General features: G+C 73.5%; 11 protein-coding genes. 5 read left to right on the forward strand and 6 right to left on the reverse strand.

Going from position 1 to position 12,491, the window contains the following annotated elements; all coding sequences use genetic code 11:
• The first annotated feature begins 76 nt into the window (after positions 1-76).
• The 3 genes from ACIQPQ_RS14950 to ACIQPQ_RS14960 all read left to right on the forward strand — a co-directional run bounded on the left by ACIQPQ_RS14950 (position 77) and on the right by ACIQPQ_RS14960 (position 2,155).
• Positions 77-634 (forward strand): sigma-70 family RNA polymerase sigma factor, encoded by a 558-nt coding sequence (locus ACIQPQ_RS14950; RefSeq protein WP_401303701.1) that lies wholly within the window; start codon positions 77-79, stop codon positions 632-634.
• A 241-nt stretch (positions 635-875) separates the two neighbouring features.
• Positions 876-1,328, forward strand: coding sequence for a hypothetical protein (locus ACIQPQ_RS14955; RefSeq protein WP_401304514.1), 453 nt, complete (start codon positions 876-878; stop codon positions 1,326-1,328).
• 173 nt (positions 1,329-1,501) lie between these two features.
• Positions 1,502-2,155 carry a zf-HC2 domain-containing protein gene (locus ACIQPQ_RS14960; protein ID WP_401303702.1) on the forward strand — a complete coding sequence of 218 codons (654 nt, stop codon included), beginning with the start codon at positions 1,502-1,504 and terminating at the stop codon, positions 2,153-2,155.
• Between the two features lie 101 nt (positions 2,156-2,256).
• On the opposite strand, the gene ACIQPQ_RS14965 is transcribed toward ACIQPQ_RS14960, so the two are convergent.
• Both ACIQPQ_RS14965 and ACIQPQ_RS14970 read right to left on the reverse strand, forming a co-directional pair.
• On the reverse strand, positions 2,257-3,120 hold the full coding sequence (locus ACIQPQ_RS14965) for an Fpg/Nei family DNA glycosylase (RefSeq protein WP_401303704.1): 864 nt from the start codon (positions 3,118-3,120) through the stop codon (positions 2,257-2,259).
• Between the two features lie 52 nt (positions 3,121-3,172).
• The gene (locus tag ACIQPQ_RS14970; protein WP_401303706.1) at positions 3,173-5,260 is read right to left on the reverse strand and encodes a SpoIIE family protein phosphatase; all 2,088 of its coding nucleotides are present in this window, start codon (positions 5,258-5,260) and stop codon (positions 3,173-3,175) included.
• A 123-nt stretch (positions 5,261-5,383) separates the two neighbouring features.
• On the opposite strand from ACIQPQ_RS14970, the gene ACIQPQ_RS14975 reads away from it, so the two are divergent.
• Positions 5,384-6,808: a lipase maturation factor family protein gene (locus tag ACIQPQ_RS14975; RefSeq protein WP_401303707.1), complete on the forward strand. Its 1,425-nt coding sequence runs from the start codon at positions 5,384-5,386 to the stop codon at positions 6,806-6,808.
• 131 nt (positions 6,809-6,939) lie between these two features.
• Here the strand turns inward: ACIQPQ_RS14975 and ACIQPQ_RS14980 are convergent, their stop codons facing one another.
• Positions 6,940-7,101: a hypothetical protein gene (locus ACIQPQ_RS14980; RefSeq protein WP_383780125.1), complete on the reverse strand. Its 162-nt coding sequence runs from the start codon at positions 7,099-7,101 to the stop codon at positions 6,940-6,942.
• 519 nt (positions 7,102-7,620) lie between these two features.
• On the opposite strand from ACIQPQ_RS14980, the gene ACIQPQ_RS14985 reads away from it, so the two are divergent.
• The gene (locus ACIQPQ_RS14985) at positions 7,621-8,106 is read left to right on the forward strand and encodes a hypothetical protein (protein ID WP_401303709.1); all 486 of its coding nucleotides are present in this window, start codon (positions 7,621-7,623) and stop codon (positions 8,104-8,106) included.
• Between the two features lie 35 nt (positions 8,107-8,141).
• On the opposite strand, the gene ACIQPQ_RS14990 is transcribed toward ACIQPQ_RS14985, so the two are convergent.
• The 3 genes from ACIQPQ_RS14990 to glgC all read right to left on the reverse strand — a co-directional run bounded on the left by ACIQPQ_RS14990 (position 8,142) and on the right by glgC (position 12,469).
• Entirely contained in the window at positions 8,142-9,620 is a 1,479-nt protein-coding gene (locus ACIQPQ_RS14990; RefSeq protein WP_401303710.1) for an SDR family NAD(P)-dependent oxidoreductase, read from the reverse strand.
• A gap of 144 nt (positions 9,621-9,764) precedes the next feature.
• Complete coding sequence (locus ACIQPQ_RS14995) at positions 9,765-11,084, reverse strand: wax ester/triacylglycerol synthase family O-acyltransferase (RefSeq protein ID WP_401303712.1); 1,320 nt, start codon at positions 11,082-11,084, stop codon at positions 9,765-9,767.
• A gap of 164 nt (positions 11,085-11,248) precedes the next feature.
• Positions 11,249-12,469 (reverse strand): glucose-1-phosphate adenylyltransferase, encoded by a 1,221-nt coding sequence (gene glgC / locus ACIQPQ_RS15000; RefSeq protein ID WP_383780083.1) that lies wholly within the window; start codon positions 12,467-12,469, stop codon positions 11,249-11,251.
• Positions 12,470-12,491 lie beyond the last annotated feature (22 nt).

Raw genomic sequence — 12,491 nt, forward strand, 5'->3', positions numbered from 1 at the left:
CGACGCGTTCGACCGTCCGTCGCAGACCCGTGTGCGCGACCTGTCCGAAAGGGGCGGGCTGGGGTGCCATACGCGCATGACCGCCGGAACCACGCTCAGGACACCGACGACCGGGTCGACGACCGCCGAACACGAACTCGCCGCGCTCCAGCGCGAGCACGGCAGGCCGCTCTTCGCGCTGCTGCTGCGGCTGTGCGACGGCGACCGGCAGCGCGCCGAGGACCTGGTCCAGGAGACGCTGGTGCGGGCCTGGCAGCACCCCGAGGCACTGCGCGCCGACGCCTTCGAGTCGGTGCGGCCCTGGCTGCTCACCGTGGGGCGGCGGCTGGCCATCGACGCGCGGCGGGCCCGGCAGGCCCGGCCCGCCGAGGTCGGGGACGCGGTGCTGGAGAACGCGCCGGTCTGCGGCGACCACGCCGACCGGGCCACCGCCGCCCTGGACGTGCGCGAGGCGGTGAAGACCCTCACGCCGGAACACCGCGACGTCCTGGTGCTCGTGTACTTCCAGGGGGCCAGTACGGCGGAGGCCGCCGAGGTCCTGGGCATCCCGCCCGGCACCGTCAAGTCCCGCGCGTTCTACGCCCTGCGCGCCCTGCGCCGGGTCCTTCCGGGGTACGCGCCCGACCTGGACTGAAACCGACACTCAGGTCAAGCCTCCGTAAAGCCCCTTGCCGAGTAGCCCTGTTGAGTAATCGGGTGTCCTTATCCGTGTTCCGGATGAGGGGTCCGGCGGCGGGTCACAGGCACGCACCGGAGGAGGGCGGAAAGGGATGCCGCACAGAGGTGGACAGGGCGAGCACGGTGCCGACGGCACGGACGGGACCGACGGCGGTGACGGCACCGGCCGTGCCGACGGCGCCGAACTCGTCGTGCCGATGGCCTGGTTGTACGCCGAGTACATCGCCGACGAACTGCTGCGCACCGGCGATCTGATGCCGCCGACGTCCTTCGAGTTCCGGGCGGGCCGCGACGCGCTGGCGCTCACCATCTTCCTCTCCGACACCGACGGGGAACTCCCCGGCATCCGGGTGGTGACCCAGCTGGACACCTGGCTGTCGCTGACCGCCTACGACCAGCCGTGGCAGGACTGGGTGGCCGAGCGGATGGACCAACTCACCGCGGAGACGGCCGAGTCGGGGGGTACCGGCCCGGATCTGGAGCTGGCCGCGGCGGCCTGGCGCTGGCTGGAGGAGACCGAACTGCTGGCGCCGGACCTCGACGCGGTGCCCGGCGGTGTGCCGCCCGGGGAGAGCGAGGGGAACGAGGTCTGGACCCCGGCCTGGCAGCTCGGCCTGCCGCTGGGGCACCTCGCGATCCATCTCTTCTAGGCCGTCCGGGATTTCTTTCGAGGTCGCGCGGAATCCGACCAATCCGCGGGCCCGACGGCTCCGAACGTCTCCGGTCACGATTCGGTACGTGACTTGAGTGATTCGACGGCCCGGTGCGTACCGGTGGGAGCAAGGAGTAACCCCACTGGCACTCAACGGCACGAGGTTTCGGCATGAGGTCCCTGGAGAGGCATCGCGACGTCGGCGCGTACGCGCTGGGCGTGCTGGACGAGGCGGAGGCCTTCCGATTCGAGGACCACCTCATGGAATGTCCTCAATGCACCGCGCACGTCACGGAGTTCGGGGCCACCACCCGCCAGATGATGCTGTACCGGCGGGCCACCCCGCGCACCGTGCACCCGTTCGCCGGTCCCGGACCGCACCTGCTCGACCGGCTGCTGGCCGAGGTCGCCGCCCGGCGCCGCCGGGTCGGCCGCCGCCTGCTGTACGCGGTGGCGGCGGCCGTGGTCGTCGCCGTGGGCGGCCCCGTGCTGGCGATGGCGGCGGGCGGGGGCGGTGACGAACCGGTCCGCCTCACCGCGACCGACCCGAAGTCGGGGGTGTGGGCGCAGGTGACCACCGAGGACCGGGTGTGGGGCAGCTCGGTGGAGCTGAAGGTCAAGGACGGTGCCGGACCCCGGCCCTGCCGCCTGGTGATCATCGGCCACGACGGCTCGGAGCAGACCGTCACCAGTTTCACCGTGCCCGACCACGACGCCCGCCCCAACACGATGATGGGCGGCGCCGCCAAGCACGCCGACGAGATCGCCCGCTACGAGGTCCGCACCAGCACCGGCGAGACCCTGGTCGCCCTCGACCCGAAGTGACCCGCCCGGCCGGACACCGCCGGCGTGCGCGGCTCCGCGGCCACGTCCCCACGGATCACCGGCCCCCGTCGGCCCGCCTCTCCCCTGACTTCTGACTTCCCCTACTTCAGCAGCCGTGACATCCGCCGGTCCGCCAGGGGCTTGCCGCCGGTCTGGCAGGTCGGGCAGTACTGGAGCGAGGAGTCGCTGAAGGAGACCTCGCGGACGGTGTCGCCACAGACCGGGCAGGCCTCGCCGGTCCGCCCGTGGACGCGCAGCCCGCTCTTCTTCTCGGCCTTGAGCCGCCCGGCCGCGACGCCGCGCGAGCGTTCCACCGCCTGGGTGAGGGTGTCGCGCAGCGCCGCGTACAGCGTGTGCGTCTCCTCGGGCGTGAGGGAGGCGGCGAGCTTGAACGGTGACATCCGGGCCGCGTGCAGGATCTCGTCGCTGTAGGCGTTGCCGACGCCCGCGATCAGGGACTGGTCGCGCAGGGCGCCCTTCAGCTGCCGCCGCTCGTTCTTGAGCAGCGCCGCGAACCGCTCCTCGTCGAAGCCGTCGGCGAGCGGGTCCGGACCGAGCCGCGCCACGCCGGGGATCTCCCCCGGATCGCGTACGAGGTACACGGCGAGCCGTTTCTGGGTGCCGGCCTCGGTCAGGTCGAAGCCCTCGCCGGTCTCCAGGGCGACCCGCAGCGCGAGGGGACCCTTGCCGGGGCGGGGCGGCCCGTCGGGGAGCCGGTCGCGCCAGTGCAGCCAGCCCGCGCGGGCCAGGTGGGTGACGAGGTGGAGTCCGTCGGCGGTCTCCAGGTCGAGGAACTTGCCGTGCCGGTGCACGGCGGTGACCTCGCCGCCCTCGACGGCTGTGAGGGGCGGGTCGTAGGTCTTCAGGACGCTGATCGCGACCGGGAGGACGCGCACAATCTCGTGGCCGGTCAGGTGCTCGGTGAGGAAGTCCTTGAGCGCCTCGACCTCGGGGAGTTCCGGCATACGTCCAGGGTGCCACCCGGCGGCCCGGCCATCAGGTCGGCCGCGGCGCGCCTCAGGTCGGCTCGGGCACCACGAACTCGCACCACACGCACTTGCCGCCGCCGCGCGCCTCCACGCCCCACGCGTCGGTCAGCAGGTCGACCAGGAGCAGTCCGCGGCCGGAGACCCCGGACTCCCCGGCCTCCCGACGGCGGGGCAGCGCGCTGGAGGAGTCCTCGACCTCGACCCGCAGCCGCCGGTCGGCGCCGCCCAGCACCCGCAGGGTGACGATCGCGGCGCCCTCGGTGTGCATGAGGGCGTTGGTGATCAGCTCGTCGGCGACCAGTTCGATCTCGTCGGCGCGGTCCCGGGCACCCCAGGAGCGGACGGCGGTGCGGATCAGGTGGCGGGCCTCGGTGAGGGCCTCCGGGTCGCCGGGCGCGACGTGCTGCTGGAGGCGGCCCCCGGCCCGCGCGGGCTCCAGTCCGGGGCGGCGCAGCAGCAGGAGGGCGACGTCGTCGTCGCCGCCGCGCTCCTCGGCCACCTCGATCAGCCGGTCGGCGAGGGCGCGGACGTCCTGGGGGGCGTCGGCGATCAGGTCGGTGAGGGCGCGCATGCCGTCGTCGAGGTCGGCGCCGGGGGTCTCGACGAGTCCGTCGGTGCACAGCAGGAGGGTGTGGCCGGGGTCGATCTCCAGGGTGGCGACCGGGTACTCCAGGCTGCCGAACTCGGCGGACAGGCCGAGCGGCAGGCCGCCGGGGACGCAGACGCGGCGGCAGGTGCCGTCGGTGGAGCGCACCAGCGGGTCGATGTGCCCGGCGCGGACGACCTGGACGACGCCGGTGGCGAGGTCGGCCTCCGCGTACAGGCAGGTGGCGAAGCGGTCGGTGTCGAGTTCGTGGAGGAAGACGGAGGCGCGGGCCATCACGGTGGCCGGGGTGTGGCCCTCGGAGGCGTAGGCGCGCAGCACGATGCGGAGCTGGCCCATGACGGCGGCGGCGTGCGTGTCGTGGCCCTGGACGTCGCCGATGACGGCGCCGACCCGGCCGCCGGGCAGCGGGATGAGGTCGTACCAGTCGCCGCCGATGTCGCGGCCGTGGAGGCCGCCGATGGGGGCGGCGCGGTAGCGGACGGCGACGTCGGCACCGGCCACGCTGGGGATGGTGCGCGGCAGCATCGCCTGCTGGAGGGTCTGCGCGACGTCCTTCTCCTGCTCGTAGAACATGGCGCGCTGGAGGCTCTGGGCGATGCTGCTGCCGAGGGCGACGAGGATGTTGCGTTCCTCCGGGGTGAAGCCGTGCCGGTCGCTGTAGAGGAGGCCCATGGCGCCGATCGGGTTGGCCTGCACGATCAGCGGGAGGTAGGCGGCGGAGGTGATCCTGAGGTCGGTGAGGTGCGGCCACAGGACGGGGTAGCCGTCGGCGAACTCCTCGGCCGACTCGATGAAGCGGGGGGTGAGGGTGCGGACCACCTCGCTCATCGGGTAGGGCTCGTCGATGCGGGTGATGTCGGTGCCGGGCACGAAGCTGCCCGCGGGGCCCTCGGCGATCAGCCGGATGCGGCCCGCCTCCACCAGGCCCATGACAAGGCTGGTCGCGCCGAGGTGGGTGAGCCCGCGGGTGTCCTTGAGGACGTCGATGACGTCCCGGACGGTCCGGGCGTGGGCCAGGGCGGCGGTGGTGAGCTGGACGACGTTGGTCTGTTCGCGGCGGGCGATGTCGAGGGCGTCCTCGTCGCGGCGGGCGGCGAGGTCGGCGAGTTCCTCGGTGGCGTCGCGGATGATGCCGATGATGCGGCGGGGCAGTCCGGAGTCGTCGCGGTGGATGTGGCCCTGGGTGTGGGTCCAGTAGAGGCTGCCGTCGCGGCGGCGGACGCGGAAGTAGCAGCCGTAGTGCTCGCTGCCGTCCTTGATGGCCTGGGCGACGAGGGCGTCGAGGCGGACGCCCTCGGCGGGCGGCACCCGCATCGCCAGGGTCTCCGGGTCGCCGTCGTACTCGTCGGGGCGGACGTCGAAGATCTCGTACGCGCGGGGGTCCATGGCGAAGACCCCGGAGTCCAGGTCCCAGTCGAAGCTGCCCATGCCGTTGAGCGCCAGGATCGGGTCCGGATCGCGGGGCCAGTCGTCCGGGAGGGACAGCGCGCTCGCTCCCCGATCAACCATGGGGCCACCTTGCCAGGAAATATCCGATTCTTCGACCGGGAGGGGACAGGGGGGTGACCGGGGCCGGGCGTGGAACACGGAGGGGGAGCACCGAGAGGGACAGGGACCTGGAGAGGCAGGGGCGTGGAGTGGTTCGCGGCACCCGGTGACTGGCTGGGACGGCTGCTGTTCCAGCGGGCGCTGGCGGCGGTGTACGGGGTGGCGTTCCTGACGGCGGCGCTCCAGTTCCGGCCGCTGATCGGGGAGCGCGGGCTGCTGCCGGTGCCCGCGTTCGTGGCGCGGACGCCGTTTCGGCGGGGGCCGAGCCTGTTCCGGCTGCGGTACTCGGACCGGTTCTTCGCGGGCTGCGCCTGGGCGGGGTGCGCGGTGGCGGTGGCGCTGCTCGCGGGGGTGGACGGGCTGGTGCCGCTGTGGGCGGCGATGCTGCTGTGGCTGCTGCCGTGGGCGCTGTACGTGTCGGTGGTGAACGTGGGGCAGACCTGGTACGGCTTCGGCTGGGAGTCGCTGCTGCTGGAGGCGGGGTTCGTCGCCGTGCTGCTCGGCAACGACGAGGTGGCCCCGCCGGTGGTCGTCCTCTTCCTGCTGCGCTGGGTGCTGTTCCGGGTGGAGTTCGGGGCGGGCCTGATCAAGCTGCGCGGCGATCCCTGCTGGCGGAACCTCACCTGCCTCGACCACCATCACGAGACGCAGCCGATGCCGGGCCCGCTGAGCTGGTTCTTCCACCGTCTGCCCCGGCCCGTGCACCGGGTGGAGGTGGCGGCCAACCACGTCACCCAGCTCGTGGTGCCGTTCCTGCTGTTCGCGCCGCAGCCGCTCGCCACGTGGGCGGCGGCGCTGATGATCGTCACGCAGCTGTGGCTGGTCCTGTCGGGCAACTTCTCCTGGCTGAACTGGCTGACCGTGGCGCTGGCCCTGTCGGCGGTGCGCCCGCCGGGCGTCTCCGGACGGCCCGCTCCCCCGGCGCCGCTCTGGTACGAGGTGGTGGTCCTGGCGGTGTCGGCGCTGCTGGTCGTCCTGTCGTACCGGCCGGTGGTGAACATGGTCTCGCCGCGGCAGGTGATGAACCGCTCGTACGACCCGCTGCACCTGGTGAACACCTACGGCGCCTTCGGCAGCGTCGGCCGGGTCCGTCACGAGGTGGTGCTGGAGGGCAGCCGGGACGAGGTGCCGCGCGCGGACGGGGACTGGGAGGCGTACGAGTTCCGGGGCAAGCCGGGCGATCCGGGGCGCTGGCCGCGCCAGTGGGCGCCCTACCATCTGCGGCTGGACTGGATGATGTGGTTCGCGGCGCTCTCCCCCGCCTACGCGGGGCCGTGGTTCGGGACGCTGGTGGAGCGGCTGCTGGAGGGCGATCCGGCCACGCTGCGGCTGCTGCGCCGCTCCCCGTTCCCGCCCGGCGCTCCGCCGCGGTGGGTCCGGGCCCGGCTGTTCCGCTACCGGTACACGACCTGGCGGGAGCTGCGGGAGACGGGCGCCTGCTGGGAGCGGACGGTGGTGTGGGAGTATCTGCCGCCGACCCGGCTGAGCGGGCCGCGCGGGGATCAGTAGCCCGGCCAGGCGGTCGGCGCGCCGCGAGGGCGCGGGAGCGCGACGGTGCGGTCCGGGGTTTGCATGGGCGTGGCCGGGGCGGGTGCCGGGGCGACGCCCACGCGTCCTGCGATCGCGCGAGATCCTGGGCGTCAGTCGACGCTGGGCAGGATGTGGGGCTCGTTGAGGTCGTCCTCGTATCCGGCGAGGCGGATGGGGGCGGACCGGGCCCACACGTCGAGGCTGCCGATCTCTCCGGGCCTGCGGCCCGCGCGCTCCGTGCGTTCCTTGGGGCGCTGATCGCGATTCGTCATCTCCGGTGTCACCGCGCACTCCTTATGTGTCGGTCACCCTCGGGGCGGGCCGGTCGGTCTGCCGATCCGGCGCGTGACGCCCCACAGGGTCTGGCTCGAGGGCTGTTCGGACGCGGTGGCGCCGGTGTCTCTTGCAGGAGCGGGCCGTTGTGAACCGGCTTGTCCCATGACGGACAGTGGGTGGGGGTGGCACTCCGTCCTGCGGTCCGTCGGCAACAGACTAACCAAATGAGCGGGTGGTCGCTCGATAGCGCTGAAAATTTGAGGTAACCATGGCACGTCACCTAGATGTCCCCGCAGGTGAATTGAACCCTTTCGGCGGTTCTGGCACCCCTTGACCTTCACTCGGACGGCGTAGCGCCCCGCCCCCCCGACCTCCCCTCGGCACCGGCCCGCCCCCCTTCCGGCGGGTGGCCGCCGACCCCATCGCCGCGCAGTTCAGGTGCCGTTGGCCCGGCCGCAAGGTGACCGTGCTGAGCTGACGTGCCGCTGGGACCGACGCGCGGGGAGGACGGACGCATGGAGCTGCGCAGCGTCGAGGAGCTGATGGACCTGCTCTCCACGGGGCAGGGCGTACGGGACGCTCCGGGCCGGAGAGCGCCGGGCCGGGGCGCGCCGGGGGTCGATGTGCACGAGCACGCGCTGCGGACGGCCGCGCTGCTGCGCCGAAGTCGCCCCGCTGACAAGGAACTCCAGGTGACGGGTCTGGTGCATCCCGTCGGGCGGCTGCTGCGTCCGGCCGACCCGGCGGGCGGCGCGGCACGGGCCGCCGACGCCGTACGGCCGCTGCTGGGCGCGCGGGTGGCGTGGCTGGTGGGGCGGCAGCCCTGGCCGGGGCCCGCCGAGCACGACGATCTGGTGCGGCTGCGGCAGGCGGCCGAGGACGCGCGGACCGGGGCCTTCGACGCGGGCGTGCTGGAGGACTGGCGCACGGTGCTGGAGCTGGTGGCGGCGCGGGTCTCCCCGCTCGGGACGGCGGGCCGGGACGCGTACGGCGGCCGGTGACCGGGCCGCCCTACCCCCGAAGTCGCCTCAGCGGCCTACCACTTGCCGGGCGCGTAGTCCTTGAGGAAGACGCCGTACAGGTCCTCGCCCTGCTCGCCGCGGACGATCGGGTCGTAGACGCGGGCGGCGCCGTCGACCAGGTCGAGCGGGGCGTGGAATCCGGCCTCGGCGAGGCGGACCTTGTCCGGGTGGGGGCGCTCGTCGGTGATCCAGCCGGTGTCGACGGCCGTCATCAGGATGCGGTCCTTCTCGAACATCTCCTGGGCGCTGGTGCGCGTCAGCATGTTCAGGGCGGCCTTCGCCATGTTGGTGTGCGGGTGCCCGGCGCCCTTGTAGCCGCGGTTGAACACCCCTTCCATCGCGGACACGTTGACGATGTAGGTGCGGTCGGCGGCGGCCGCGGCCATCGAGGCGCGCAGGCGGCTGATGAGGATGAACGGCGCGGTGGAGTTGCAGAGCTGGACCTCCAGCAGCTCGACCGGCGTGACCTCCTCCACCGACTGGATCCAGCTGTTGGTGTCGTGCAGGTCGGGCACGAGGCCGCCCGCGTCGATCGCCGTCCCGGCCGCGATCCGCTCCAGGGACGCCGAACCCGACACCAGCGCCAGGTCGGTGACCTCCTGCGCGGTCAGCGCGCCGCCCCCGGCGACCGGCAGCGCGGCGACGGCGCCGGAGCCGAAGGTGCCGATCACCTCGGCGGCGGGCAGCTCCCCGGCGGGCAGCGGGCCGGACTCGGCGGTCAGCAGCTCGCTGTAGGCCTCGGGCGAACGGCGTACGGTCTGGGCCGCGTTGTTGATCAGGATGTCGAGCGGGCCCTCGGCGGCGACGGACTCGGCGAGCGCGACCACCTGGGCCGGGTCGCGCAGGTCGATGCCGACGATCTTCAGCCGGTGGATCCAGTCGGCGCTGTCGGGCTGGGCCTTGAAGCGGCGGATCGCGTCGTTGGGGAAGCGGGTGGTGACGGTGGTGTGGGCGCCGTCGCGCAGCAGCCGCAGCGCGATGTACATGCCGATCTTGGCGCGGCCCCCGGTGAGCAGGGCGCGGCGGCCGGTGAGGTCGGCGCGGGCGTCGCGGCGGGCCCGGTTCTCGGCGGCGCAGTTCTGGCAGAGCTGGTGGTAGAAGTAGTCGACCTCGACGTAGCGGGTCTTGCAGGTGTAGCAGGAGCGGGGCCGCTGGAGTATCCCCGCGATCTGGCCCTGCTCGGTGACCGACGACGGCAGGATGCCCTCGGTCTCGTCGTCGATGCGCTGGGCGGAGCCGGTCGCGGTGGCCTCGGTGACCGCCTTGTCGTGGGCGGTCTTCGCGGCGCGGCGGTCCTGGCGGCGGCGCTGCTTGACCGTGCGGTAGATGCCCGCGGTGGCCCGGCGCACCGCGATCGCGTCGGGGTGGTCGACGTCGATCGTGTCGAGTTCCGCGAGCACGGCGAGGCAGACCGCGAGCCGCTCCGGGTCGATGCCCGGCCCGTACACGACCTCGTCCGTGATCGTCGCCGAGCCGTCCTCTGTCACCGTCATCGCGCTGCCGTTTCCCTGCTGACCCGAGCGGCGCTCCGACCGCGCCCGCCTTCGAACGGGGAAGTGTACGGAGCGGCGGGCCCGTCCTCCAAACCCGTCCCGGTCGGCGGTCGCGGGCCGGGCGGCGGCGTACGGCCCCGCCGGTCAGCAGTCGCAGGCCGCGCGGAGCGTCTCCACCTCGGTGGTGAGCGCGCGGGCGAACCGGTCGAGGTCGGGGACGGCCTCGGCGTCGGCGACCAGCCCGAAGTGGACGCGGCCCCGGTAGGTGGAGATCGCGACGGCGAGGGACTGCCCGCGGGCGAGGGGGGCGTAGGGGTAGACCTCGGTGACCGGGTGGCCGCCGAGGGTGAGGCCGATGCCGGGCAGCGGGACGCTGGTGACGAGGATGTCGAACCAGAGCCGGGCGGCCTGGCCGACGAGGGGGCCGCCGATGCGGTGGCCGAGGGCGGGCACGTGGTCGGCGAGGAGGGCGACGGCGCCCGCGCCCCGGCCGGGTCCGGCGTCCTTGTTGCGGTCCATGGCGGTGCGGACGGCGGCGAGGCGGCCGAGCGGGTCGGGCTCGTCGACGGGCAGCCGCATCAGGTAGCCGGAGAGCCGGTTGCCCTGGGGGTGGGCGGTGCGCGGGCGGCGCTGGGAGACCGGGATGAGGGCGCGCGGGCTGACCCCGGCGCTGCCGTCGCCGCGCTCGTCGAGCCAGCTCCGCAGGGCGCCCGCGACGACGGCGATCACGACGTCGTTGACGGTGCCGCCGACCGCCTTGCGCACCCGGTGCACGTCGTCGAGGTCGACGGCCACCCCGGCGGTGCGGCGGGTGCCGGTGGGTGCGGCGGTGAGGGCGCCCGTGGAGCGCATGCCGAGGGTGTGCACGGCGACCGAGGCGCCGATGTCGAGGGCGCGGCCGACGTCGGAGAGCGCCCCGCGCAGCAGACCGGGCAGGCGCCGTACGTCGGGGAGCCGGGAGGGGGCGGGCGCGGCGGGCCGGGGGCGGCGCGGGGGGAGGTCCATCGGGTCGAGGACGGCGGCGGCCAGGGTCAGGGCGCGCAGCCCGTCGGCGAGGGCGTGGTGGAACTTGAACAGGACGGCGAAGGAGTCGCCGTCGGCGGCGGGCAGGACGTGCGCCTCCCACGGGGGACGGCCGCGCAGGAGGGGCTGCTCCATGAGGCGTCCGGCCGCGTCCTGGAAGTCGTCGGTGGGCAGGTGCAGCCGGACGTGGTGGCGGGGGTCGAACGCGGGGGCCGGTTCGCGGACCGCGCCCCCGAAGGCGGTCGGCTGCCAGACGTCGCGGATGCGCATGCGCAGGCCGGGGACGGCGGCGGAGCGCCCGGCGAGCAGGTCGGCCGCGTGCGCGGCGGCGGTGGCCGCAGGTGCGGCGAACACGCCGAGCGCGCCGAGGTGCATGGGGTGCGCGGGGGACTCGATGTTCCAGAACGCCAGGTCGAGTGGTGCGAGCGGATCAGCAGTCACGGCCTTGCCTCGCGTCGGCGACGGGATGGACCTGCCAGTCAATCCCGTCCGGACGATCACGGTCAAGCACGCTCGTGCTACGCACAGTTAACAGCGGATTACGGGTGCGCCGGACGGAGCAACCCGGCCCGGCGGCCCGCCCCGGCGGACTCCGCGGCCCGCCGTCAGGTCACGCGCTGGCCCTTGCCGAGCGCGATCACCCCGTTCGCCGACACCGAGTACAGCTCGGCGTCCCGCTCCGGGTTGACGCCGATGGTGGCGCCGGGCGGCACCTCGACGTTCTTGTCGAGGATCGCGTTGCGCACCACCGCGCCCCGCCCGATGTGGACGTTGTCGTGGAGGATCGAGCCTTGGACGACCGCGCCCGGGTCGACCAGCACCCCCGGCGAGAGCACCGAACGGGTGACCTGCCCCCGGATGAGGCATCCCGCGCTGATGATCGACTCGCCCGCGATGCCGCCCGCGTTGAACCGGGCCGGGGAGAGCTGGTTGGAGTGGGTGTAGATGGGCCAGGTGCGGTTGTACAGGTTGAACGCGGGCCGCTCGGCGATCAGGTCCATGTGGGCGTCGTAGTACGCGTCGAGGGTGCCGACGTCGCGCCAGTACCCCTGGTCGCGGCTGGTCTCGCCGGGCACGTGGTTGCCGCTGAAGTCGTACAGCTGGGCCTCGCCGCGCGCGGTGAGCTGGGGCAGGATCGAGCCGCCCATGTCGTGCACGGAGTCCTCGTCCTCGGCGTCGCGCTGGAGCGCCTCGATGAGGGCCTTCGTGGTGAAGAGGTAGTTGCCCATCGACGCGAACACGGAGTCCGGGGCGTCCGCGAGGCCGGGCGGGTCGGCGGGCTTCTCCAGGAAGCCCTCGACGGTCTGCCCGTCCGAGCCGGGGGTGATCACGCCGAACGAGGAGGACTCGGTGCGCGGGACCCGGATACCGGCCACGGTGACCCCGGCGCCGCTGTCGATGTGCTGGGCCAGCATCTGGCGCGGGTCCATGCGGTACACGTGGTCGGCGCCGAACACGGCCACGTACTCGGGGCGCTCGTCGTAGATCAGGTTGAGCGACTGGAGGATGGCGTCCGCGCTGCCCAGGTACCAGCGCGGGCCGAGCCGCTGCTGCGCCGGGACGGGCGTGACGTAGTTGCCGAGCAGGCTCGACATCCGCCAGGTGGTGGTGATGTGCCGGTCCAGCGAGTGCGACTTGTACTGCGTGAGCACGCAGATGCGCAGGATGTCGGCGTTCACCAGGTTGGACAGCACGAAGTCGACCAGGCGGTACGTCCCGCCGAAGGTGACCGCGGGTTTGGCGCGGTCCGCGGTCAGGGGCATCAGCCGTTTGCCCTCGCCGCCCGCGAGCACGATTCCGAGGACCGAAGGCCCACCACGACGCATGGCCGCTCCCCTCACCCAGTTG

Source organism: Streptomyces sp. NPDC091281, assembly GCF_044757425.1.
GTDB lineage: Bacteria > Actinomycetota > Actinomycetes > Streptomycetales > Streptomycetaceae > Streptomyces.